This is a genomic window from Rivihabitans pingtungensis (assembly GCF_003201855.1).
Classification (GTDB): Bacteria; Pseudomonadota; Gammaproteobacteria; order Burkholderiales; family Aquaspirillaceae; genus Rivihabitans; species Rivihabitans pingtungensis.
The window spans coordinates 1-25027 of the sequence record NZ_QJKI01000028.1; the positions used below are offsets into that span (position 1 = coordinate 1).

The window sequence follows — 25027 nt, forward strand, 5'->3', positions numbered from 1 at the left end:
ATGGCGGGCATGGTGATTTCCTCAGCGGGGTTGTGCTGTCCTGTATGCAGCGGCTGTGCCTATTATCTGTTCAGATCATGGTGACTGGCTACTAGTGGCCATGCTGTACGCCGCCCACCAGCAACACGGCAAACTGCCGTGGGCCGCGCTGGCGCAGCCGGCCATTCAGCTGGCCGAACAGGGCTTTGCCGTGTCGCCACGGCTGTATACCTTGCTGGTGCAGGAAACCCGCCTGCAAGCCGACGCCAACGCCCGCCGCTATTTCTTTAGCGAAGACGGCCGGCCACGGCCAGTGGGCAGCCTGTTGCGCAACCCGGACTACGCCGACACCCTGCGCCGCATTGCCCGCCAGGGCCCGGCCGGGTTTTATCAGGGGCCGGTGGCCGCAGACATGGTGCGCGCAGTGCAAAACCACCCCACGCCGGGTGATCTGACCCTGGCCGACCTGGCCAGTTATCGCCCCAAACAGCGCGCGCCGCTGTGCGGGCCGTACCGGCAATGGCAGGTGTGCGGCATGGGCGCGCCCAGCTCGGGCGGGGTGGCGGTGTTGCAGCTATTGGGCATGCTGGCGCGTTTTCAGCTGAATACCCTGCCGCCCACCTCGGCCGACGCCGTGCATTTGTATAGCGAAGCCGGCCGGCTGGCGTTTGCCGACCGCGAGCGCTATCTGGCCGACCCGGATTTTGTCGCCGTGCCGCAAGCCGGGCTGATTGCGCCGGATTACCTGGCCGCGCGCAGCCAGCTGATCGACCCGCAACGCAGCCATGGCCCGGCCCGCGCTGGCGAGCCGGCCGGAGTCAAGCTATCGGCCTGGGGGCGCGATGCCGCGCCGGAATTGCCGTCCACCACCCATCTGGTGGCGTTTGACCGCGACGGCCGCGCCGCCTCGATGACCAGCTCGGTAGAAGACGCCTTTGGCAGCCGCATCATGGTGCGCGGCTTTTTGCTGAACAACCAGATGACCGACTTCTCGTTTTTGCCCGAGCAGGACGGCGCGCCCGTGGCCAACCGCATCCAGCCGGGCAAGCGCCCGCGCAGCGCCATGTCGCCCACCCTGGTGCTGGATCAGCAAGGCCAGGTGCAGATGGCGGTGGGCTCGCCCGGCGGCAGCCTGATCATCCACTATGTGGCGCAGGCGCTGCTGGGTCTGCTGGAATGGCGGCTGGACCCGCAAGCCGCCGCCAATCTGCCGCACTACGGCAGCCGCAACGGCCCCACCGAACTGGAAGCCGATCAACAATTGGAACGGCTGGTCGAGCCGCTGCGCCAGCGCGGGCATGAGGTCAAGCTCACGCCGATGACCAGCGGGCTGTCCATCATCGTGCGCCAGCCGCAGGGCGGCTATCTGGGCGGGGCGGATCCGCGCCGCGAAGGCAAGGTATCAGGCTTTTGACGCGACTCACAAAATCCTCCCGGCGTAGTTGTATGACCTTGCCGTGTGACTTGCACTGTCTGCGGTCACACGCCTGGCCAGAATCGCGGCGCTGGGTTTTGTGAGCCGCTTTTAGCGCAGGGGGCGGCGTGCCGGCGCTTGATGCAAATCATGGCCGGCACGCCGCCCCGGCCGCTATGGTGCCGGAATACCCGCGCCGGAAAGGCCCGACTATGATCGAATGGAATATATACGCCATCGCCCGCGCCCTGCATGTGCTGGGCGTGGTGTTGTGGATAGGCGGGGTGGCCATGGTCACCACCGTGTTGCTGCCGGCCATTCGCCGCAGCACGCCGCCGGCCGAGCAATACCCGCTATTCGAACGCATCGAGCATCGCTTTGCTGCCCAGGCGCGCTGGAGCACGCAATTGGTGGGTGCCAGCGGCCTGGCCATGTTGTGGTTGACCGACAGCTGGGCGCGGCTGGCCAACACCGGCTGGCTGCACCTGATGCTGGCGGTGTATGCGGTGTTCACCCTGATGCTGTTTGTGCTGGAGCCCTTGCTGATTCACCGCCTGCTGGCCGGCTGGGCGCGACAGAACCCCGCGCTGGCCATGCGCCGCTTGCAGCGCATGCACTGGCTGTTATTGGCCATCAGCCTGGCCGCCGTGGTGTTTGGTGTGGTGGGCGCGCATGGCGGCTGGCAATTGGGCAGATGACCCCGCTGCACGCTAAGCCACGCACAGCATTTTTCTGCGTGGCGGTACGGCCTGCTTAGAGTCGCTAACAAAACCCAGCGCAGCGGCCCTGGCTAGGCGTGTGACCGCAGACAGTACAAGCCAAGCAGTACGGCAAGGCTGCACAACAACGCCAGGAAGGTTTGGTGGGCGGCGCTCACGGTGGGCGGCCTACTCGCGCACCGCCAACGCCCCCGGCGCATAACGCACCTCGCGCACCGTCAGCCGCACGCCGCGCCCATTCTGCTGCGCATCCGACGCTGCGCCTTCCGTCCCCACCAGTTCAGCCTGCGCCGCCAGCCACAGCATGTCGCCATGGACAAAATCCAGCCACAACAGCCCCGCGCGCGGGTGCAGATGCAAATTGCCCAAGGTATTGAAATAACCATTGCCAGAATAGTCCGGCAGCCAGAGCTGCTGCTCGTCCACGACCTGCACAAAACCCGGCGGCCCGCCGCGATGCGAGACGTCCACGCCATGCGCTGGCTGGCCGTCGTCGTCCGGGTGGGCGCTGGCGATAAAGCAGGTGTCGGCCTGGCGGATCAGCGCCTGGGCGCGGGCGTCCAGCGTGGCGGCGCAATGCAGGGCGGGGGCGCTGGCGGCGGGCTGCCAGTTGAGGGTGCGCGGGTGGATGTATTTCGGGCAGTTGCCAAAGCTTTGCGCCACCGCCACGCCAAGGCCCTGCGGCGTCAGCGCCGCCACCTGGCCATTAGCGCGATTGCGTCGGCGGCTGTGCGGCTGCAAGCCCAGCAGGCCGATGCGCGCGCCCACCCGCAGGCAGGCGCGCAAGGGGTCGTGGGCGGCCAGCGGCGCGGCGATGTCCAGCCGGTCGGCCTCGGGGCTATGGATAAAACCGGGTGCGCCGCACAGCGCGCTGGCCCAGGGCTGGCCGTCGGCGTCCACCGCGCCCGCCAGCAGCCAGGGCAGTTCGGCAAAAAATGCCCGGTGCGCGTCCGGCATGGCCGGGCGCACCACCCGCGCGCCCACCTCCGCCAGCCGGTCGCGCTGGCCGTGCAAGGCCTGCAAGGCTTGCTCGCCGGCATGAAACGCCGTCATCGCCATTCCCCCTGCACTCAGGCGCGCAAGCCGGCGGCGGTGGCCGGCATGGCGACAAAACCCGGCAAGGCTTCGATGCGCGCCAGCCAGGCGCGGATGTGCGGATAGGCGTCCAGCGCGACATTGCCTTCCGGCGCGTGCGCGGTGTAGCTGTACAGCGCGATGTCGGCAATCGTCACCTGCTCGCCCACCAGCCAATCGCGCTGCGCCAGCTCGGCGTCCAGAATGACAAACAGCGCATGGGCGCGGGCGATGACTTCTTCCGGGTTGAACTTGGCGCCAAACACGGTGATCAAGCGCGCCGCGCACGGGCCGTAGGCCAGTTGCCCGGCCGCCACCGACAACCAGCGCTGCACCTGTGCCGCCTGCGCCGGCTCACGCGGCAACCAGTGCTCGGCGCCATAGCAGCTGGCCAGATAGCACAGAATGGCGTTGGAATCGGCGACGGTGACGTCGCCATCGCGAATCACCGGCACCTGGCCAAAGCAGTTCATCGCCAGGTATTCCGGGGTTTTGTGCTGACCGCCGGCCAGATCGACATCAATCGGCGTCACCGGCAGGCCCAGCAGGGACAAAAACAATTCGGCGCGATGGCTGTGGCCAGAACGGGCAAAGCGATACAACACAATGGCTTGGGCGGGATGCGACATGGCAGGGCTCCTGAAAGAAAAAGGGGAAGGGCGCAGCGCGGCTCACAAACCCCTGTTGGCGTGTTTGCGCGGCCTGGCGGCACGGTGTGCGGACCGCTTGACCGGGTGCTGTGCGCCGCTCGAAGCCAGTGTGGTTTAATTCAGTCAGCGGATAAATGCCGCATCACTGACTTCACTCTTGCCAAAACTGGAGTAATCCCGCCGATGGACACCTTGCGCGCCATGCAGGTTTTTATCCACATCGCCGACGCCGGCAGCCTCAGCGCCGCCGCCCGCCAGCTGGGGCATTCGCTGCCGGCCGTGGTGCGCACGCTGGCGGCGCTGGAGGCGCATCTGGGCGTGCGCCTGTTCAACCGCACCACCCGGCGCATCCAGCTGACCGACGAAGGCCGCGAGTATCTGCACCGCAGCCGCAGCGTGCTGGCGGCGGTGCAAGAAGCCGAAGCCGCCTTGCGCCCGGACACGCCGGACCCGGCCGGCTTGCTGACCGTCACTGCGCCGGTGTTGTTTGGCCAGCAGCATGTCGCCCCGGAGCTGACCGCGCTATTGCGCCAGCATGCCCGGCTGCGCTGCCGCATGCTGCTGCTGGATCGGGTGGTGAATTTGCTGGAAGAAGGGGTAGACATTGGCGTGCGCATTGGCGCGCTGGAGGATTCCAGCCTGGTGGCGCGCCCGGTGGGCGCGGTGCGGCGCATGGTGGTGGCCAGCCCGGACTGGCTGGCGGCGCAGGGCGCGCCGCGCCACCCGCGCGAACTTGCCGCCAGCGACTGCATCGGGCTATTGGGCAATGGGCCGGTGTGGTGGCGCTTTGTCGAGCAGGGCCGCGCTTTTAGCGTGGCTTCGGGCGGGCGGCTGGAGTTCAATCACATCGCCCCGGCCATCGACGCCTGCGTAGCCGGGCTGGGCCTGGGGGCGTTTTTGTCTTACCAGATTGCCGGGCACCTGGCCGCCGGCCGGCTGCGCCCGGTGCTGACCGAGTTTGAGCCGGCACCGCGCCCGGTGCAGCTGATCTACCCGCACGCCCGGCTGTTGCCGGCGCGGGTGCGGGTAGCGCTGGATTGGCTGGAAGCGCGGCTGCGCCAGCGCTTGGCCGGGCTTGATGCCCTGGAAGCTGCTTGAGCATCAAGCAGCCCAATCGCGCCACAGCCCCGCACACTTGCAAAAGCCCTATACTGTGCGCCGATGATTTCCCCGACCGGAGCCTGTCATGCCGCCTTCTGCCGCCTTGCCGATTGAACCCCGCCCCGAGCAGTTTTCCCACGCCGGCGCCCGCTGGCTGGCCGCCACCCGGCCGGCGTTTCTCAGCGTGTCGCTGGCCGGCGCAGTGCTGGGCGTGGCGGCCAGCCTGCCGGCGGTGAGTTGGGGCCTGGTGGGCTGGGCGCTGCTGGCGGTGTTGCTGCTGCAAGCCGGGGTGAATGTGTTCAACGACTATTACGACCACGACAATGGCTGCGACGCCGCCAATACCGAGCGGGTGTTTCCGTTTACCGGCGGCAGCCGCTTTATCCAGAACGGGGTGATGAGCCCGGCGCAGATGCGCGCGCTGGCGCTGGCCTTGTTTGCCGCTGTGGCGCTGATCGGCCTGGGCCTGGTGTGGGTGCGCGGCTGGCCGCTATTGTGTCTGGGGCTGGCCGGCGCGGCGCTGGGCTGGGCGTATTCGGCGCCGCCCTGCCGGCTGAACAGCCGGGGCCTGGGCGAGCTGACCGTGGCACTGACCTTTTACGGTGTGCCGCTGGGCATGGCCTGGGTGGCCAGCGGCCAGATCAGCCCCGCGCTGGCCTGCGCCAGCCTGAGTCAGGCTTTGTTGATTACCGCGCTGCTGTATATCAATCAGTTTCCCGACCGCCGCGCCGACACCCTGGCCGGCAAGCGCCATTGGGTGGCGCGGCTCTCCTTGCCGGCGGCGGCGCGCGGCTACACTTGGCTGACCTCGCTGGCTTATGGCGTGCTGGTGCTGGGGGTGTGGCATCAATTACTGCCGCTGACCGCGCTGTGCGGCCTGGCCACCCTGCCGGCCAGCCTGCTGGCCAGCGCCCAGTTGCGCCAGCACGCCGACCAGCCAGCGGCGCTGCGCCCGGCGATTATCGCCACCCTGCTGGCAGCCAATCTGCATCCGCTGTGCCTGGCGCTGGGGCTGGCGTGGCCAGTCTGACACGACGGGCCACACGCCGCGCTGACCGCTGCCATCGCGCCAAAATGGCATAAACCGCAAGCAGAACCGCCTTTGGGCGCAGACGACGGCTCGGGTAGAGTGTGGGTTTTCCCGCCGCCGGCCTGCGGGCTGGCGGTGCTTTCTGTCTTTTTTGCCCGCGCCTACCCATGACTGATTCCTTGCACCCCGCCACCCACGCCGCCCATGGCGGCGAAGCGCCACGCGCGCCGTTTTACGATGTGGCTCCGCCGCTGCACCTGTCCACCACCTTCACCCGCGACGCCGAGGGCGGCTATCCGGGCGGGCGGGTGTATTCGCGCGATCAAAGCCCGGCCTACGATGGCCCCGAGCGCTTGCTGGCCGAGCTGGAAGGCGGTGAACAGGCCTTGTTGTTTTCGTCGGGCATGGCCGCCGCCAGCGCCGTGCTGCACGCGCTCACCCCTGGCCAGCGCGTGCTGGCGCCGCGCGCGCTGTATTGGGCGCTGCGCAATTGGCTGCGCGAATTTTGCGCCGACTGGGGGTTGACGCTGGACTGGTACGCCAATGACGACCTGGACGAACTGGCCCGGCTGATTCAGGCCGCGCCCACCCATTTGCTGTGGATTGAAACCCCGGCCAACCCGAGTTGGGAAGTCACCGACATTGCCGCCGCCGCTGCGCTGGCGCGCGCGGCGGGCGCACGCACGGTGGTGGATTCCACCGTGGCCACGCCAGTGCTAACCCAGCCGCTGGCGCTGGGCGCCGACATCGTGCTGCATTCGGCCACCAAAACCCTGAACGGCCATTCTGACGTGGTGGCCGGCGCGCTGGTGTGCGCCCGTCAGGACGACCCGTTCTGGCAGCGGGTGCGCCGCGCCCGCGCGCTGGGTGGCGCGGTGCTGGGGCCGTTTGAGGCCTGGTTATTGCAGCGCGGCATGCGCACGCTGTTTGTGCGCGCCCGCGCCGCCAACGCCAACGCCCAGCAGGTGGCGGAATGGCTGGCCGTCCATCCGGCGGTGGCTTCGGTCAGCTACCCTGGCCTGGCCAGCCACCCCGGCCATGCGGTGGCCGCCCGGCAGATGCGCGGCGGGTTTGGTGCGATGTTGTCGTTCCGCCTGCGCGACGGCGAAGCCCGCGCCAAGGCGGTGGCGGGGCAGCTCAAGGTATTCCGTCAGGCCACCTCGCTGGGCGCGGTGGAAAGCCTGGTGGAACACCGCGCCAGCGTAGAGGGCGCGGATTCGCCAGTGCCCAGGGATTTGCTGCGGCTGTCGATCGGCATTGAGGCGGTGGAAGATTTACTGGCCGATTTGCGCCAGGCGCTGGGCCAGTAGCCGCTCACAAAACCGGTCTGGCGTGCTTGTGCGTGCGTATCCTGTTGGCCGCCAGGCACGTTGCGTTCAGCGCGGCTCGACGGTGAACACTTCCATCATCACCTCAGCGCCGCGCAGTTGCAGGCTGCCCAGTGGGCGCAAGGTATGCGCGCGAATGCGCTGGGCGGCGGCGGCGCCGATGATGATATCGGCCGGCAGGGTGCGCGCGGCGGACTCCAGCCGTGAGGCAAAGTTGATGCAATCGCCGATGGCGGTGTAACTGCTGCGAAACGAAGTCCCCAAATCCCCCACCAGCGCCAGGCCGCTTTCGATGCCAATGCGCACGCGTAGCGTGGGCAATCCATCGGCGTGGCGCTGTTGGTTCAGCGCCGCCACGGCGGCCACGATATCCAGCGCGGCAGCGGCGGCCTGGTCGGCTTGTTCCGGACAGGGCAGCGGCGCGCCCCAGAACGCCACCAGGCCGTCGCCCGTGTATTTGTCCAGCGTGCCGCTGTGTGCCAGCACCGGGCCGGTCAGCCGTTGCAGAAAATCACGGGTCAGCCGGGCGGCGTCGGTCAGCGGCAGCGCCGCCGTGGTGCGGGTAAAGCCTTCCATATCGGCAATCAGCACGGTGACTTCGCGCTGGGTGGGCGTCAGGCTGTCTTCCAGGCCACGGCGCACCATCTCGTTGAGCACCGACGGGCCAACATACCGGGAAAACGTGCTCAGCAGCCGCTTGTTGCGCTGCTGGGCGCCCCACCATTCAAACGGAATCGCCGTGGCCAGCAGACACAGATAGGCCGCCAGCGGCGCCGATAACGACCACTCCGCCCCATGCCGCGCCCCCCACAGCCCCAGCGCCAGCCAGCCGGCGGTCAACGCCGCCAGCCCGGCGATATTGCCCCAGGCCGGCACACGCGGCATGGCCCAGGCCAGCAAGGCCACGCTGAGCAACACCCAGGCCGCCAGCCCGGCGCGCCCCGACCAGGGCAGCCCACCGCGCCCGGCCTGAATATCCAGCAGCGCCGACAGGGCATTGGCGTGCACCAGCACGCCGGCGTTCAGCGGCGCCAGCGGCGTGCTGACATGGTCGCCCAGGCTCAGCGAGGACGAGCCCACCAGCACATAGCGGCCGGCCAGCAGTTGTGTGGGCAGACGCTGGGCCAGCACCTCGGCGGCGGGCGCCACGGTATAGGCCGGCCAGGCGCGTGGATAGGGCGAGCGCCAGCTGGCGCCCGCGGCCAAGGGCAATACCGAGGGCGCGTTGGCCGCACGGGCGCAGTCGATCAGCGTGGCGGCAAACATCGGGTAGTCACGGCCCTGATAGCGGGTGAGCACCGGCAGGCGGCGCAGCACGCCGTCGGCGTCGGGCTGGTAGCCGATATTGCCCAGGCAGCGCGCGGTGGCCGACAGGCCGGCGTGGTTGGCCAGATAACCCTGCGCGCCCAGCGCCGGCTGGGCAGGATCGGCCGGCAAACCGCCTGCCAGCACGCCCTGGCGCAGCGGGGTGTCGCGCTCGGGGTAATCCAGAATCTGCGCCAGCGTGACCGGCGCATGCGCGGCCAGCATGGCCAGGCGGGCATCGCCGACCGGGTCGGCCGGCTCAGGAAACAAAATATCCACGCCAATGGCGCGCACCTGGTAATGACTGAGCAGGATTTCCAGCAAATCGGCCATGCGCTGGCGCGGCCACGGCCATGGCCCCAGCTGGCGCAGGCTGGTTTCGTCAATGTCGATCACCGCCACGCGGGTATCTGGGGCAGGGTCGGCGCTGACTTGCAGCAGGCGGTCGCGCAGGGCTTCGTCCAGCCGGGTGGGCAGCACCGGGCGCTGCCATTCCACCCAGGCGGCCAGCAGGCAGGCCAGCAGCGCCAGCGCCAGGCGCATGGCGTGCTGGGCGGCCGGGCGGGAGAGCCAGGGCGTCATGCGGCGGGCCGATCAGTCCGGCAGGCCGTGGCGGGCAGCCACCTGGCGGTACACCGCGCGGGTTTCTGCCGCGCAGCGCGCCCAGCTAAAGCCGGCTGCCCGCGCCAGGCCCGCAGCGGCCAGTTGCTGGGCGCCGGCGCGGTCGTCCAGCAGACGCAGCAGGCCGGCGCGCATGGCGTCCACATCGTCCGGGTCGGCCAAGAGGCCGGCGTCGCCCACCACTTCGGGCAGCGAGGTGGCGCTGGAGGCCAGCACCGGCACACCACAGGCCATGGCTTCCAGCGGCGGCAGGCCAAAGCCTTCGTAGCGCGAGGGGTAAGCAAACGCCGCCGCGCCGGCATACAGCAGCGGCAGCAGCGCGTCGGACACATAGCCCAGCAGGCGCAGCTCGCCCTTGGCCATCAGTTGGCGGGCCGAGGCCATCAGCGCGTCGGTGTGCCAGCCGGCCATGCCGGCCACCACCAGCGGAAAGCGCTGGCGCAGGGCGGCCGGCAGGCCGGCGTAGGCTTCGAACAGCACCCCCAGGTTCTTGCGCGGCTCCAGCGTGCCCACGCACAGCACATAATTGCCGGGCGACAGGTGCATGCCAGCCAGCGGCAGCGCCAGGCTTGCTGCCGGGCGCGGGGCAAAGCGCGGGTCGGCGGCCAGCAGGGTGACGCTCAGGCGCGCATCCGGCACGGCAAAGCGCTGCTGCACGGCGCGGCGGGTGGCTTCGGAAATCACGATGATGTGGTCGGCCCGCTCGATGGCGCGCGGCAGCTCGCGGTGCATGATGGCCACGCGGTCGGCCGGGTGGGTTTCCGGGTGGTCAAAACACGACAGATCATGCACGGTGATCACGGTCGGCCCGGCGTAGCGTTGCGGCAGGATATTGGGTTCGTGATACAGATACCCGGCGCTGGCCAGGCCGCGTGCATGCCAGGCAAAGCTGGCGCGCTCGACCAGGCGCTTGAGCTCGCGCGGATTGGGCAGCACCTTGCGCACCAGATCGTAGGCGCGACGGGTATTGCGCGCCGTGCCCGAGACCTCCGCCGTTGCCGGCAGGCCGTGTTCGCAGTGCAGACCGTAGAACATCAGCGGATCAAGCCCGTCCGCGCGCAGTGCGGTGAACAGTTGCCGGGTGTACTGGCCGATGCCGGTCAGCGGGGCGAGCAGGGGCACGCCGTTTACAAGCAGTTTCATGGGTAATAAAGCCCTTCCGGGGCCAGACAGATCATCATCAGCGCCAGGGCGATGCCAATGGCGTTGCCCAGCATGTCATACCAGCAAAAGCCGCTGCCGTAGCGGGCGTCCCAGATTTCCTTGCACAGGCCGGTGGCCGTCACCGCCGCCAGCGCCCAGGGCAGCGGCCACAGCAGGCAGGCGGCGTGGGTGAGCCAGAAACTCCATTCGATATGCTGCTGTTTGTCTTCTTCGTGCAGTTTATTGCGAAGGTGCAGCAGCCAGGCGCGCCAGCCGGCCGGCATCCGGCTCACCGCCCGCCCGCATGGCCGGCCGGGCCGGGTGCGGGGTCTTCCTGCGCCATTTTGCGCAGGGTGTCTGGCTGGCGCACGATCAAGCGGCGCAGGTCTTTTTCGACAATCTGCTTTTGCAGCAGCACATTCAGTGCGCGCGACACTGTCTCCCGGCTGGTGTTCACCATGGCGGCGATTTCCTGCTGGGTGGGCATGGCCGGGATTTCGCGCATATTGCCCGGCGCCGGCTGCGACAGCTGCTCCAGCGCGGCGTATACGCGCTGAAAGGCGCTGGGCAGGCTGAGAATGGCGCGGTTGGCGGCGGCCGAGCGCACGGTGGCGGCCAGCCGGCGCATCACCCGCTCGGCCACCAAGGGCTGGCCATACAAGAGCTGGCGCGCCTGCGCGCTGGGCAAAAACGCCACCAGCGAGGTGTCCGCCGCCAGCACCGAGGCCGAACGCGGCTGGTTGTCGATCACCGCCATTTCACCCACATAATCGCCCGGCGCCAGGGTGGCCAGCACCATTTCGCGACCATCTTCGGTGACGTCCACCACCTGCACCCGACCAGACAGCACAAACACCAGATGCTCGCCGGGGCTGCCCTTGAGCATCACATACGTGCCTTTTTCCACGGTGCGAAACTGCATGGCCGCGCCAACCTGTTGCAGCACCTGCGGGCTCAGGCCACTGAGTAACGGGATGTTGTTCAGGTGCACGGTGATCACCTGATGCACCGCCTGATTCAGCTGCGCGCCGGCCCCGGCGTCCTGGACGGGCGACGGGGTGGCGGCGGCGGATGGGGCGGTGGGTTCAGTCATCAGGGGCTCAGGGTCAGTCAATGATCGGACGCAGCAGGGCGCGGGCGCTGTCGCGCCAGCTCAGCCACGGCATGCTGTCCGAACGCGGGTGTGCCTCGGCGGCAAACAGGCGCAGCCAGTCGCGCAGCGCCTGGGCCAGCTCTTGCGGCTGCCTGGCGCAGAAATACGCGGCGTGCTCGCCGGCCACTTCGCGGAACACGGCAATATCGCGGGCCAGCACCGGCAGCTTGTGCTGGGCGGCTTCGATCAGCGGCAGGCCAAAGCCTTCGCATTCCGAGGCGGCAATCAGACAATCGGCCCGAGCATAGATTTTTTCAAGATACTCGTCACTGGCGCCTTCCAGCCACAGCAGGTTTTTGCCGGCTTGCGGATGCTGGCGCAACTGCTGGGCGAATTCGTCCATCTTCCAGCCTTGCTTGCCCACCAGCACCAGCCGGCTGTCGTCGCCGTCGGCCCACAGCTGTTCGAACGCGGCCAGCGTCTGCGCGTGACCCTTGCGCGGCTCGATGGTGCCCACCATCAAAAAGCTCACTCCGCCGTCCATGCGGGCCAGGGTGGCCTCGGCGTCGGCCGGCAGGCCGCGCGTGGGGGTGGAGCTGTCAAGGTCGGCGCCCAGATGAAAGTGGCCAATCATCGGCAGCGGCGCGCCGGGGGCCTGCTCGCGCAGCCAGGCGGCCACGTCCTGCGCCACCGCGTCAGAAATACACATCAGCCCGTCGGCGCAACGCGCCAGGCTGCGCAGCCAGACATCAAAAGCCTGGGTAATGCCAGCCACGGTGAACTGGGCATGGCGCAGCGGAATAATGTCGTACACCACGTAATACACCCGCGCGCCGGCCAGGCGGAAAGCCGCCAGCTGTTGCTCGGCCTCGGGGAACAAGTGGGCCGCCAGGTCCAGGCCCAGAAACACATCGCCCGGCCCGGCCTGCACCGGCTGGCCTTCGCGCGGCTCGCCCGTACCCTCGGGGTGGAATTTGCCGGTGTAACGGAAGCCTTCGGTCTTGTCGCCATACACCGGGCAGATGTCGTACCCGGCCGGCGGCTGGAGAAACAGCTCGTTGAGGATGCTGCGCACCACGCGCTGAATGCCGGTGCGGGCATCACGGTGATACAGCTCGGAGACGTCCACCAGCAATTGCTTGCGGCGCTGGGCAGTCCAGCCGGCCTGCCAGGCGCGCCGCGCCGGGGCGATGGCGTCGGCCAGGCGGCGCTCGCGGCGCAAGGCGCCCATCACCGTCAGCAGGCGGGCGGACAGGCTGTCCCAGTCGCGCGCGCTCAACCAGTCGCGCTGGCGGGCAATCAGCGCCGCCGCAGCGTCGGGCTGGGCGCTGAGCGCCTGCACGGCGCGCACGATGTCCTCGGCCTCGTGGCCGTCCATCTTCCAGGTGACGTCCGGCAGGTCGGAGAAAATCTCCAGCGGGCTGACCAGCACCGGCTTGAGGGTGGAAAGCCCAATGGTGACCGCGCCGCTGGCGCTTTCGCGAGTGTGCTTGTACGGAAAAACAATATAGTCGGCCGCGCCCAACAGACGCTGGCAGGTTTCAATCGGCCGGTAGTCGGTAATCCAGTGAATCTGGCCATCCACGCCCAATTGGCGGGCACGCTGCTGGTATTGCTGGATCATGCGCTCGCTGCGCTCGTCCAGAATCGAATTCAGCGCCAGCAAGTGCACGGCGCGGCCGCTGGCGCGCGCCAGTGGCTTGACGGTTTCCACCAGGGTGTCGATGCCCTTGTGTGCCAGGGCAAAGCCAAAGCAGCCCAGCACCAGCGCATCGGCCGGAATGCCCAGCTCGGCGCGCACCGCGTCGGGCTGCGGCTCGGCCAGCGGCTGCACCACGCCGTGATGCAGCAGCATGACATTGTCGGCCAGGCCCAGCGCCAGCAGGTGATTGAGGTCTTCCGGCTTGTGCACGATGATGCGGTCGATCTGCGCCAGCGCGCTGACGGCGGCGGCCGATACCCGGCATTCCACCAGCAGCGGCAGGGTGGAGTGCAGTTCCAGCATCACCACGCGGCCTTGCTGGCTCAGCGCGGCCAGTTGGATGCAACAGGCATCGGACAAGGGGAACAAGCTGGGCTGATGCTGCACCAGCACCACTTGCGCGTCGCTCTGGCCGATGCGCTCCAGCACGCCGGGCACGCTGTCGTTGTTGCCCAGCGTCCAGCTGGAGAGCGCATTGGCCGGCGGGCTGTCGGTGCGGTCGTCGCAATACACGGTGAGCGCCACCTCGGGGGCGTCCACCATGGCGCGCAGCAGCTTGTGGCTGTATTCGGCAATGCCGCAGCGGGTGGCCCAGGGGCTGAGCAGGGCCAGGCGCAGCGGGCCGGGCTCGGCCTTGGGCTGGCGCGCCAGCCAGTCGGCGCTGGCCAGCAGGCCGCGCGCGCCATTGTCCCAGCGGTAGGTGTCGCGCACATGGCGCAGGCCGGCGTCGCGCTGCGCTTGCAAGGCTGGGTCATCGGCCAGGATGCGCTGGCGCAGCAGTTGCAGCTTGGCGGCCAGGTCGGCGCGGTCGGGTTCCAGCCAGCAGGCGTCGCTGGCGCGCACATGGCTGCGCGAGGCGGCAAAGCGAAAATCCACCAGCGTGGCGGTGGCGTGGCTGCAAAAATCCGCCTGGGCGCTGTGGCCGGTGGTGATCACCGGCAAGCCCATGGCCAGGGCCTCGGCCGCCGGCAGGTTAAAGCCTTCGCCACGGGTGGGCAGCACCATGGCATGAGCGCTGCGGTACAGCGCCAGCATGCCGGCGTCGTCCAGCGGCGCTTCGTCGATGATCACCCGCGCCGGTTTGTCACGGCCGGCCGACAGGGCCTCCAGCTGCTGGTGAATCTGGTTGTGCGGGTTGGGGAAGGTCTTGATGTACAGCTCGACGGCGTCGTCGGCGCTGAAGGCGTCCAGATAGGCGGCCAGCAGCACATCGGCGCCCTTGCGCTCGAACACCGAGGACACATGCAAAAAGCGCAGGCGCTGGCCGTCGGCCACGCGCAGCGCGCCCAGTGGTTCGGCCTCAGCCGGAATCAGGTGATCGACACCAATCGGAATCACGAACACCGGCGGGCGACAGCCCGAGTTGAGCAAGGCGCGCTTGACCGACTCTGCCGCCACCCACACCACGTCAAAATGGGCGTTCAGGTGGGCGACGGTGTCGGCCGGGACGGAGGTTTCTTCCCAGAAGAACACAATGCCGCGCTGGCCGGCCGGCTGGGCGTCGGTGATGAAGGGGTAGTGGTGCACCACGGAAATCGCCTGGCCAGCGGCATCATCCGGCACGGCGCGGCGCAGCGCGGCGTGCAGCGGCGCGTCTTGCTCGGCCGGCAGATTGGGCGCTTCGGCGTAGGGCTGGCCGTGGTAGGGCACAAAGCTCAAGCGTTGCTGGTTGATGCGTTCCAGCGCGCCGGCCAGGCCACGGTTGACGATGGCCAGGCTGTAATGGCCTTCGACATGGCCAGTCAGCCGCACCCAGCGCGCGGCGGCCTGGGCAGGCTCGGGCAGCAACAGGGTTTCCGGCAGGGAGGGAAAGGCCGGCAGCACGCGCGGATGCGGGCGCAGCTCGCCAGTGGCGGTGTACAGCTGCAATTCGCGCCGGGTCAGCGCCTTCCATTTGAGCGCCTGCAAAAAGCTGTGTACGCCCAGCCGTTTGGCCACGGCGATCAGTGCCTGCTTCAGCGCCGGGTGGCGCTCCAGCACGGCCAGCACTGCGCCGCTGGGGCGCGACAGCCAGGCCATCAGCTTGGCGCGGGCCTGTTGCTTGTGGCGCGGCGCTTCGTCGCGCAGCTGGCGCAATAGGCCCATCACCGCGCGCAAGGGGCGGGTGAGCTGCCAGGATTTGCTGGTGTACACACCATCCAGTTCGGCTTGCAGGGTGGCGCGGGTCTGGTCGGCTAGCGCCTGCGCCTTGTTGGCGCGCAGCCATTCGCGTTCGGTGGCCTTGTGCGCGGCAGCCAGCTCTTGCGCCAATCGGTGCTGTTCGGCCGGCACATGGCCGTCAAACACATTGGGCGGCGCGCGAAAGGCGTCGGCCAGCCCGGCGTGTTCGTCGGCGACGTAATAGCGGTTCAGGCCGTCGAAATACACCCAGCGGTAGCCAGCGCCAACAATCATCGGCTCCCAGTCGGCGTTGATCTGCTGCGAGTTGGGCAGGGTGGCTTCCACCAGCACGACCCATGGCCGAAAGCGCTGAAAATCCATGCCCTTTAGCACGTCGGTTTCAAAGCCTTCGACGTCGATCTTGAGAAAATGAATCTCCCGGCCGGCGGCGTATTCGGCGCAGATATCGCTCAGCGGGCGCATCGGCACCACGCTGGCGTGGGTGGCCAGACCCTGGCTGGCGTGGCGTTCGGCCACTTCGGCCGAGGCGGTGGCCAGGCCGCGCACCTCGGTGTTGTACAGGGTGATCTCGCCCACGCTGGCGCCTACCGCCAGTTGCAGGTTGATGTCGCGCAGCCGCTCGGCGCGCAGCTGGGCGATGTGTTCGTCCAGCGGTTCGATGTTCAGGCCATGCCAGCCCAGGTCGTAAAACGCCTTGGTGACGGAATCGTCAGACGGGTGATTGGCGCCGACGTCGATATAAAAACCGTGCTCGACGTGCTTGAGCGCACGCATCAGCATCACGTCTTCGCCATTTTGCGCGTAAGAGATAAAACTCATGGGGTAATCTCGATTTGCGAATCCAGCCACAGCGAACCGGCAAACACCGGCTTGTCGGCGTTGATGACGTCAAACACCACGGCGTAGTCACGCCATTCGTAATTGGCCGACAGATGGGTGTCGCTGTCCACCAGCGCGGTTTGCACTGAATAACTGCCCACCCCGAAATTGGCCGGAAAACGAATGCTGAACTGATGGCGCTGGCCGGCTTTCAGCTGCTTGAGCACCTGGCCGGTGTGCCAGGTATTGGTTCCGTACATCACCTGGCCCAGCCGGTCCTTGATGCCATAACCCAGCACCAGCGCGTCCAGGTCGGTATTGACCTGCACGCTCACCCGCAGCTCCAGCGGCTCGCCGCACTTGACCACTTCAATGGCCTCGCCACGGGCGTTGTACAGGCCGATCTCGGCCACGGCGGCTTCGCCAGTGCCAGACACGGTTTGCGTACGGCCGTCGGCCAGCTGGGTTTGCTGCACGGTGCGGTTGCCGTTTTCGGCAATCAGCGCGTTGTAATAGTCCATCACCGCTTCCGGCTCGCCTTCCATCGCCACCCGGCCGTGTTCCAGCAGGATGGCGCGGTGGCAGATCGACTGAATCGCGGCTTTATCGTGCGAGACAATCAGCAGGGTAGTGCCTTGCTTGGCGAATTCGCGGATGCGGTTAAAGCTCTTGTGTTGAAAATAGGCATCGCCCACCGACAACGCCTCGTCCACAATCAGGATGTCCGGGCGCTTGCAGGTGGCCACACTGAAGGCCAGGCGCATCTGCATGCCGCTGGAGTACACCCGCACCGGCATGTCGATGTAATCGCCAATTTCGGCAAAGGCCTCGATTTCGGGCATCAGGGCGTGGATGTCCTCGGCGCTCAGGCCAATCAGCTGGCCGGCCATATAGGCGTTTTGCCGGCCGGTGAAGTCCGGGTGAAAGCCCATGCCCAGCTCCAGCAGCGCCGCCACCCGGCCTTGCAGGCTGACCGTGCCGCGCGTGGGCTGGCTGGTGCCAGTGATCAGCTTGAGCAGGGTGCTCTTGCCGGCGCCATTGATGCCGATGATGCCAATGGCCTCACCGGGGGCGACGGCAAAGCTGATGTCGTGCAGCACCCATTTTTGCTGATGACGCGGCCGGGAAAACGGCAGCAGCCATTCGGCCAGCCGTCCCCAGCGCGAAGCATATTGTCGGTAGGCCTTGCCCAACCCTGTGACTTGAATCGCGCCCATTACAGTTCATCCACCATTTCGCCGGCATGACGGCGGAACAAGGCCGCCGCCAGGCCACACAACACCAGCGCCAGCACCAGGATGGGCGCCAGGCTGCCCCAGGCCGGCAGCTGCCCGCGCACGAAAATATCCTGATACGCGCCAATCAGCGGCGCCATCGGGTTCAGCACCAGCCACGGCGACAGCCACGGCGGCAAGGCGCTGACCGGATAGACGATGGGGGTGAACCAGAACCAGAAATTAATCACCACGCCGAACAGTTGGCCGACGTCGCGGAAAAACACATTGAACACCCCAAGGGTGACGCCCAGGCCAATGGAAAACAGCACCTGAATCACCAGCACCGGCAGCGCCGCCAGCGCCACCCAGCCCGGAAACAGCCCGGCCACCAGCAAAAAAGCCAGAAACAGCGCACTGATGATGGCAAAGTTGAGCAGGGCATTCAGCACCACGATCAAGGGCAGGCACAACTTGGGAAAATTGAGCTTTTTGATCAGGTTGGCGTTGTCGATAAAGATGTTCTGCGCCCGGCTGACAATCTCGACAAACAAGCCCCAGGTGAGGATGCCGGCGCACAGGTAAATACTGTAGGCAAAGCCACCCTCGATGCCGGGCAGCTTGGATTTCATCATGTGGGAAAAAATCACCGTGTAGACCAGGATCATCGACAGCGGATGAATCACCATCCACGCCATGCCCAAGAGCGAGTTGCGATACTTGGCCTGGAATTCTCTCTTGACGCTCGACAGGACAAAGCCCCGGAACGCCCATACTGCACGCAGCGCGTTGTTCATGACCTACGTTTCTGTGGGTGACAGCCATGGCTGGCGGCACATGGCCACCAGCCGCCCGCACAAGGCGGGCAGCGGGCTGCTTTTTATTTTTGATGATGCTTCGGGTCTGGGCCCGATTTCAGCTGCGGCCGTAATTGTCGGCAAAACGCACGATGTCGTCTTCGCCCAAGTACTCGCCGCTTTGCACTTCGATCATCACCAGATCAATCACGCCGGGGTTTTCCAGCCGATGTTTATGACCGGCTGGAATGTAGGTGGATTCGTTGGTGTGCACCAGGAACTCCCCCTTTTCGCCATTGGTGACGCGCGCCATGCCGCTGACCACAATCCAGTGCTCGCTGCGGTGGTGGTGCATCTGCAAGGACAAGGACGCGCCCGGTTTGACCTCGATGCGCTTGATTTTGTAGCGGTCGCCTTCTTCCAGCACGGTGTAGGTGCCCCACGGCCGCGACACGGTGCGGTGCAGGCGGTAGCTGTCATGACCCATGGTCTTGAGCTTTTGCACCACTTTCTTGACGTCTTGCGTGTGGTCCTTGTGGCTGATCAACAGCGCATCCGGGGTATCCACCACAATCAGGTCGTCCACGCCCAGCGCGGCAATCAGGCGGTCGTCGCCGTGGATATAACAGCCGTGGCTGGCAAAGGTGATGGTTTCGCCAATCGCCCGGTTGTTGTTTTCGTCCGGCTCCACCAGCTGGCTCATGGCGTTCCACGAGCCGATGTCGCTCCAGTCAAAGCTGGCCGGCACCACCGCCACATTGGCGGCTTTTTCCATGATGGCGTAATCAATGGAAATATCTTCCAGCCCGGCAAAACTGTCGGTGTCGATTTCGGTGGTGGCGCTGCCCTCACCCCGGCTGGCCGCCCAGCAGGCTTCGCCCGCAGCAAACAGCGCCGGGCAATGCTCGCGGAACGCCGCCAGCGCAGCGCCGGCGGTAAAGCAGAACATGCCGGAATTCCACAGATAATCGCCGCTGGCCAGATAGCCTTGGGCGACTTCCAGCGAGGGTTTTTCCACAAAGCCGCGCACCTGGCGGATATGGCCATCGGCAGCCCCGCAGGCGATGTAGCCAAAACCGGTTTCCGGCGCGGTGGGCACAATGCCAAAGGTCACCAGCTTGCCTTGACGGGCGGCCGCCACGGCGTGTTGCACATGGCGGGCAAAACCGGCAGTGTCGGCAATCAGGTGATCAGCCGGCAGCACCAGCATCACCGCGTCGTCGCCGTACGCCTCGCGCACCTTGAAAGCGCCCAGCAGGATGGCCGGGGCGGTGTTGCGGCCAAACGGCTCCAGCAAAAAGCTCTGACGCGGCTCGCGCTGGCGCAGTGCGGCGTATTCGTCCTTGCTACGGAAGTAATAATCGCGGTTGGTGATGGTCAGCACTTCGCCCGCGCCTTCCTGGCGCGCGCCGCGCAGAAAGGTTTTTTGCAGCAGGCTCTGGCCATCAGCCAGACGCATGAACGGCTTGGGGTGCCCCTCGCGGGACACCGGCCACAGCCGGGTGCCGGCGCCGCCGGACAGAATCACGGGAACCAGCATGGCGGCTTACTCTTTGCTGACGCGACGCATGTCGGCGTCAACCATCATGGTGATCAGGGTTTCCAGATCGGTTTTCGGCGTCCAGCCCAGTTGGGTCTTGGCCTTGGTCGGGTCGCCCAGCAGCACGTCCACTTCGGCCGGACGGAAGAAAGCCGGGTCGATGATCAGATGGTCTTCGGCTTTCAGGCCGACGTGGGCAAAGGCGATATTGACCATGTCGCGCACGGTGGTGGTGACGCCAGTGGCCACCACGTAATCATCCGGGGTGTCCTGTTGCAGCATCAGCCACATGGCTTCCACGTAGTCGCCGGCAAAGCCCCAGTCGCGCTTGGCGTCGATATTGCCCAGGCGCAGTTCCTTTTGCTTGCCCTGCTTGATGCGCGCCACAGCGTCAGTCACTTTGCGGGTGACAAACTCAATGCCGCGCAGCGGTGATTCGTGGTTGAACAAAATGCCGCTGGAGGCGTGCAGATTAAAGCTTTCGCGGTAGTTCACCGTGATCCAGTGACCATACAGCTTGGCCACGCCATACGGGCTGCGCGGGTAGAACGGCGTGCTTTCGCTTTGCCGCTCGGCCTGGATCAGGCCGAACATTTCGCTGGTGGATGCCTGATAAAAACGGGTTTTCGGGTTGAACAGGCGGATGGCTTCCAGCAGTTTGGTGACGGCCACGCCAGACACTTCGGCGGTCAGCACCGGCTGGTTCCACGAGGCGCCGACAAAGCTTTGCGCGCCCAGGTTGTACACTTCATCAGCCTGACTGGTTTGCAGCGCGCGGATCAGCGCGCCCTGGTCGGTCAGGTCGCCGTCGATGATGCGCACATCGCCGGTCACGCCCAGTTCGTCCAGACGCCAATACATATGGTCGGAACTGCGGCGGGCCACCAGCCCGTAAACTTCATAGCCTTTTTCCAGCAGCAGTTTGGCCAGATAAGCGCCGTCCTGGCCAGTGACCCCGGTAATCAGTGCGTGTTTGCTCATGGTAAGAACTCTGTTTCCGGGCGCGACCCGGCTCCTTGACTTGCGATAAATCATTTACACTTGCCCGGCCGAATGTCTGGCTGGCAAGTCTCGTGGCGGCACAACGCTGCGCAGTGTGCGGCAAATCCATTGCCCTGGCGTGTCAGCCGCCCTCACCCTGTAAATAAAGACAATGACCCCAAAACGTGTATTTCTGACCGGTGGTGCTGGTTTTGTCGCCACCCGGATGGTCGAGCATCTGGCCGGCAGCGCCTGGCAGACACATGCCTCTTCCACCGATATTCTGGATGGCGAAGCCTTGCAAGCCGAGCTGCGCCAATGCCAACCCGATATTGTGCTGCATCTGGCCGCCCAGAGTCATGTACCCACCTCGTTCCGGGAACCTGAGCTGACCGCACGGGTCAATTTCGACGGCACCCGCTCGCTGCTGACGGCGCTGGATCAATCCGGTTTTACTGGCGCGCTGGTGTTTGTCGGCTCTGGCGACATGTATGGTCTGGTGCCAGAAGCCAGCCTGCCCATCCGCGAAACCCAGACCCTGCGCCCGCGCAACCCTTATGCAGCCAGCAAGGTAGCGGCAGAAGCCTGGTGCATGCAGCACAGCCTGCACAGCCAATACCGCATCGTCATGGCCCGCGCCTTCAACCATATCGGCCGCGGCCAGAACGCCCAATTCGTCTTGCCTGCCATGGCCGAACAGCTGGTGGCCATTGAACGCGGCCAGCGCCCACCCATCCTGGAAACCGGCGACCTGGATGTCACCCGCGATTTCACCAATGTCAGCGATGTGCTGGATGCTTATCTGGCATTGGCAGAAAAAGGCGTAAGTGGCGAAGTTTACAACGTTTGTTCCGGGCTTGAATATCGTGTTCGCGATCTGGTTGCGCAAATGATTGTAATGATCGGCCTGGATATCCAACTGCAAAACGACCCGGCGCGGTTTCGCAAAGCGGAACAAACCCGAGTGGTGGGCGATAACAGCAAGTTGCGTGTCGACACTGGCTGGGCGCCCAAGATGGACATCGCCGCCAGTCTGGCAGAAATTCTTGACGACTGGCGCCGCAAAACGTGATGCCCATCACACAAACCGTTACAAACGGTTGCGCAACGCACGTGGTAAACTTCGCGCCATTGTGGTGAGAACCGCATGTCATGGGCGTGTTGCCCGACATTCACCGCCCTGGCCAACTCGATTGACACACCGATGAAAAAACACCTGACTCCACGCACGGAACTGGCGGAAACGCTATATGGATTCCGTAAAACCTTTTATCAGCTTGGCGCGTTCAGCTTCGTCATCAACCTGCTGGGCCTGATGCCGTCGATTTATATGCTGCAGGTCTATGACCGCGTGCTCGCCAGCAGCAATGAAACCACGCTGCTGATGCTGACGCTGATGACACTGGGCCTGTATGGCCTGATGGAGCTGCTGGAGCTGGCGCGCTCGTCGGTGCTGATCCGGGTGGGCAATAAGCTGGACATGCAGCTTAACCAGCGCGTGTTTACCGCCTCGTTCGAACGCAACCTCAAGCGGGCCGGCGGCAACCCGGCCCAGGCGATGACCGACCTGACCAATGTCCGCCAGTTCCTGACCGGCAACGGCCTGTTTGCCTTCTTTGATGCCCCGTGGATGCCGATTTATCTGCTGGTGTGCTTCATGTTTCACCCGCTGCTGGGCCTGTTTGTGCTGATTGGCGCGCTGATGCTGTTCGGCCTGGCCTATCTGACCGAAGTCTCCACCCGCAAGCCGCTGGCCGACGCCAACCAGGCCGCGATGATTTCCAACGCCTTTGCCAACAATAATCTGCGCAATGCCGAGGTGATCGAAGCCATGGGCATGCTGCCGGCCATCCGCGAGCGCTGGTTTGCCTTTCACCGCCGCATTCTGGACAACCAGACCCTGGCCTCCGACCGTGCCGCGCGCATCAGCGTGATGACCAAGTTTGTGCGCATCAGCATGCAATCGCTGATCCTCGGCCTGGGCGCCCTGCTGGTGATCGAAGGCAAGCTGACCCCCGGCATGATGATCGCCTGCTCGATCTTGATGGGTAAGTCGCTGCAACCGGTGGAACTGGCCATCGGCACCTGGAAACAACTGCTGAGCGCACGCACCTCGTACACCCGCCTGGACGAGCTGCTGAAAGAAGCCCCGCCGCGTGGCGTGGGCATGCCGCTGCCGGCCCCGGCTGGCAATATGACGGTGGAAGGTGTGATTGCCGTGCCGCCGGGTGGTCAGCATGCCGTGGTGCGTGGCCTGAGCATGGCCATGAATGCCGGTGATGTGGTGGGCGTGATTGGCCCGTCGGCCTCGGGCAAATCCACTTTGGCGCGCTTGCTGGTGGGCGTGTGGCCGGCACAGGCTGGCAAGGTGCGTCTGGACGGCGCCGATATTTTCCAGTGGAACAAAGACGAACTGGGCCCGTGGATTGGCTATCTGCCGCAGGATATCGAGCTGTTTGAAGGCACCATCGCCGAAAACATTGCCCGCTTTGGCAAGATTGACTCCGAACAGGTGATCAGCGCCGCCCAGCGTGCCGGCGTGCACGACATGATCCTGCGCTTTCCGCAGGGCTATGATACCCGTCTGGGTCTGGATGGCAGCATGCTGTCCGGCGGCCAGAAACAGCGCATCGGCCTGGCGCGCGCCATTTATGGCAATCCCTCGCTGATCGTGCTGGACGAGCCCAACTCCAATCTGGATGACGTGGGCGAAGCCGCACTGGTGCGCACGGTGATGGACCTGAAAGCCCGTGGCAAAACCGTGGTGCTGATCACCCACCGCACCAGCATCATCAATGCGGTGGACAAACTGCTGGTGATGCGCGAAGGCGAGCTGGTGGCCTACGGCCCGCGTGACCAGGTGCTGGCGCATTTGATGCAGCAACAGCAGCAGGCCAATGCCCAGGCACAGGCCGCAGCCCAAGCGCAAGCCCAGGCCCAACAAGCTGCACACGCCCAGCAACAGATGGCCGCCCCCGCCGCACCGGCTGTGCCGGCCACCCCGGCGCAGGACGCCGCCGAGTAACCCGAATTGAATGACTGATCACGATGAAATGGCTTAAACGCTTGCAAGAATCCCGCGCGGACACCCAGGGTGACGTGGCGGTGGATGTGGACGCCCACAGCCCGGCGCGCTGGGGCATGCTGGTGCTGGGTATCGGTTTTGGCGGCTTTTTACTGTGGGCGGCTTTTGCGCCGCTGGACGCCGGGGTGTCCTCGGGGGGCACGGTCAAAGTGGCCTCCAGCCGCAAGACCATTCAGCATCTGACCGGTGGCATTGTGGACACCATCGACGTCAAGGAAGGCCAGGTGGTCAAAAAAGACCAGGTGCTGGTCAAGCTCAACCCCACCAACGCCAATGCCCAGCTGGGCATTGTTCAAGCGCAGTTTCTGGCGGCGCAGGCCATTGCCGACCGGCTGAGCGCCGAGCGCGAAGGCAAGACGACGGTGACTTTCTCGCCGGTGCTGACCGAAAAATTTGGCAATGACAGCCGCGCCAAAGATGCCATGGCCCTGCAAGCGCAATTGTTTGCCTCGCGCCGTGCCGCTCTGCAAGCCGAACTGGGCATCCTGAACGAAAACAGCCAGGGCATGCAGGAACAGCTCAAGGGCCTGCAATCGCTGAAAGACTCGCGCGAGCAACAGCTGAAATTCATCCAGGAAGAGCTCAAGGGCGTGCGTGACATGGCTGCGCAAGGCTATGTGCCGCGTAACCGCATGCTGCAACTGGAGCGCAATGTGGCCGAAATCAGCGGCCAGCTGGCCAGCAATATCGGCGATATCGGCCGCAGCAAGAACGCGCTGTCCGAAATCAAACTGCGCATGTTGCAGCGTCAGAAGGAATACCAAAAAGAAGTCGAAACCCAGCTGAGCGATGCGCAAAAAGAAGCGCGCGCCCAGGGCGATCGTCTGGCCGCGCTGGAATATGAACTGTCCAACACCCAGATCAAATCGCCGATTGACGGCACCGTGGTGGGCGTGAATGTGCATACCGTGGGTGGCGTGATTCAGCCGGGCTTCCACATCATGGACGTGGTGCCGCTGAACGAGCCGATGATTGTCGAAGCACGCATCCAGACCAACCTGATCGACAAGGTGCATCCCGGCCTGCCGGTGGACCTGACCTTCCCGGCCTTCAGCCATGCGCAAACGCCGAATATCCCCGGCGTGGTGGACACCGTGGGCGCGGATGCGCTGACCGATGAAGTCACCCGCATGCCGTACTACCCGATGCAGGTGAAAGTGACCCCGGAAGGCATGAAAATCCTGGGCAAGCTGCAAATCCGTCCTGGCATGCCGGCCACCGTGGTGGTGAAGACGGGCGAACGCACCATGCTCAACTACCTGCTCAAGCCGCTGATCGACCGCGTCAGCGGGGCGTTCAAAGAGGAATGAT

At 65.7% G+C, this 25027-nt stretch carries 19 protein-coding genes; 8 read left to right on the top strand and 11 right to left on the bottom strand.

Translation table 11 applies throughout. From position 1 onward, the window contains the following. The first annotated feature begins 100 nt into the window (after positions 1-100). A complete protein-coding gene (locus DFR34_RS14780; protein WP_158281852.1) occupies positions 101-1393 on the top strand; it encodes a gamma-glutamyltransferase family protein in 1293 nt (430 codons plus the stop codon). A 212-nt stretch (positions 1394-1605) separates the two neighbouring features. Next, positions 1606-2091 carry a hypothetical protein gene (locus DFR34_RS14785; RefSeq protein WP_110391965.1) on the top strand — a complete coding sequence of 162 codons (486 nt, stop codon included), beginning with the start codon at positions 1606-1608 and terminating at the stop codon, positions 2089-2091. Between the two features lie 189 nt (positions 2092-2280). On the opposite strand, the gene DFR34_RS14790 is transcribed toward DFR34_RS14785, so the two are convergent. Together DFR34_RS14790 and DFR34_RS14795 are read right to left on the bottom strand one after the other, a co-directional pair. After that, on the bottom strand, positions 2281-3165 hold the full coding sequence (locus DFR34_RS14790) for a pyridoxamine 5'-phosphate oxidase family protein (RefSeq protein WP_211309441.1): 885 nt from the start codon (positions 3163-3165) through the stop codon (positions 2281-2283). 17 nt (positions 3166-3182) lie between these two features. After that, a complete protein-coding gene (locus DFR34_RS14795) occupies positions 3183-3815 on the bottom strand; it encodes a glutathione S-transferase family protein (RefSeq protein ID WP_110391932.1) in 633 nt (210 codons plus the stop codon). A 204-nt stretch (positions 3816-4019) separates the two neighbouring features. Here DFR34_RS14795 and DFR34_RS14800 point away from each other — a divergent pair, with 204 nt between their 5' ends. From DFR34_RS14800 to DFR34_RS14810, 3 genes are all read left to right on the top strand, one after another. Then, complete coding sequence (locus DFR34_RS14800; RefSeq protein WP_110391933.1) at positions 4020-4934, top strand: LysR family transcriptional regulator; 915 nt, start codon at positions 4020-4022, stop codon at positions 4932-4934. Positions 4935-5022: 88 nt separating this feature from the next. After that, the gene (locus DFR34_RS14805) at positions 5023-5967 is read left to right on the top strand and encodes a prenyltransferase (RefSeq protein ID WP_110391934.1); all 945 of its coding nucleotides are present in this window, start codon (positions 5023-5025) and stop codon (positions 5965-5967) included. Positions 5968-6134: 167 nt separating this feature from the next. After that, on the top strand, positions 6135-7277 hold the full coding sequence (locus DFR34_RS14810) for a trans-sulfuration enzyme family protein (RefSeq protein ID WP_110391935.1): 1143 nt from the start codon (positions 6135-6137) through the stop codon (positions 7275-7277). A 66-nt stretch (positions 7278-7343) separates the two neighbouring features. Here the strand turns inward: DFR34_RS14810 and DFR34_RS14815 are convergent, their stop codons facing one another. From DFR34_RS14815 to gmd, 9 genes are all read right to left on the bottom strand, one after another. After that, complete coding sequence (locus DFR34_RS14815; RefSeq protein WP_110391936.1) at positions 7344-9182, bottom strand: CHASE2 domain-containing protein; 1839 nt, start codon at positions 9180-9182, stop codon at positions 7344-7346. A 12-nt stretch (positions 9183-9194) separates the two neighbouring features. Next, on the bottom strand, positions 9195-10364 hold the full coding sequence (locus DFR34_RS14820) for a glycosyltransferase family 4 protein (RefSeq protein WP_110391937.1): 1170 nt from the start codon (positions 10362-10364) through the stop codon (positions 9195-9197). Further along, positions 10361-10648: a hypothetical protein gene (locus tag DFR34_RS14825; RefSeq protein WP_110391938.1), complete on the bottom strand. Its 288-nt coding sequence runs from the start codon at positions 10646-10648 to the stop codon at positions 10361-10363. Before DFR34_RS14825 ends, DFR34_RS14820 begins: the two co-directional genes overlap by 4 nt. A 5-nt stretch (positions 10649-10653) precedes the next feature. Next, positions 10654-11457 (bottom strand): Crp/Fnr family transcriptional regulator, encoded by an 804-nt coding sequence (locus DFR34_RS14830; RefSeq protein ID WP_110391939.1) that lies wholly within the window; start codon positions 11455-11457, stop codon positions 10654-10656. Between the two features lie 13 nt (positions 11458-11470). After that, positions 11471-16099 carry an FkbM family methyltransferase gene (locus tag DFR34_RS14835; protein ID WP_110391940.1) on the bottom strand — a complete coding sequence of 1543 codons (4629 nt, stop codon included), beginning with the start codon at positions 16097-16099 and terminating at the stop codon, positions 11471-11473. Then, positions 16096-17316 (bottom strand): ABC transporter ATP-binding protein, encoded by a 1221-nt coding sequence (locus tag DFR34_RS14840; protein WP_110391941.1) that lies wholly within the window; start codon positions 17314-17316, stop codon positions 16096-16098. The genes DFR34_RS14835 and DFR34_RS14840 overlap by 4 nt, the downstream gene beginning before the upstream one ends. Then, positions 17316-18110 carry an ABC transporter permease gene (locus tag DFR34_RS14845; protein ID WP_110391942.1) on the bottom strand — a complete coding sequence of 265 codons (795 nt, stop codon included), beginning with the start codon at positions 18108-18110 and terminating at the stop codon, positions 17316-17318. Before DFR34_RS14845 ends, DFR34_RS14840 begins: the two co-directional genes overlap by 1 nt. Before the next feature lie 118 nt (positions 18111-18228). Continuing rightward, complete coding sequence (locus DFR34_RS14850; RefSeq protein WP_110391943.1) at positions 18229-19650, bottom strand: mannose-1-phosphate guanylyltransferase/mannose-6-phosphate isomerase; 1422 nt, start codon at positions 19648-19650, stop codon at positions 18229-18231. A 6-nt stretch (positions 19651-19656) separates the two neighbouring features. Further along, positions 19657-20631: a GDP-mannose 4,6-dehydratase gene (gmd, locus tag DFR34_RS14855; RefSeq protein WP_110391944.1), complete on the bottom strand. Its 975-nt coding sequence runs from the start codon at positions 20629-20631 to the stop codon at positions 19657-19659. 172 nt (positions 20632-20803) lie between these two features. On the opposite strand from gmd, the gene DFR34_RS14860 reads away from it, so the two are divergent. The 3 genes from DFR34_RS14860 (at position 20804) to DFR34_RS14870 (ending at position 25026) form a co-directional block, all read left to right on the top strand. Continuing rightward, positions 20804-21703 (top strand): GDP-mannose 4,6-dehydratase, encoded by a 900-nt coding sequence (locus DFR34_RS14860; RefSeq protein WP_110391945.1) that lies wholly within the window; start codon positions 20804-20806, stop codon positions 21701-21703. A 75-nt stretch (positions 21704-21778) separates the two neighbouring features. After that, positions 21779-23656: a type I secretion system permease/ATPase gene (locus DFR34_RS14865; RefSeq protein WP_245906910.1), complete on the top strand. Its 1878-nt coding sequence runs from the start codon at positions 21779-21781 to the stop codon at positions 23654-23656. Between the two features lie 23 nt (positions 23657-23679). Then, positions 23680-25026, top strand: a complete 1347-nt coding sequence (locus DFR34_RS14870) for an HlyD family type I secretion periplasmic adaptor subunit (RefSeq protein WP_110391947.1) — start codon at positions 23680-23682, stop codon at positions 25024-25026. The last annotated feature ends 1 nt before the right edge of the window (position 25027 follow it).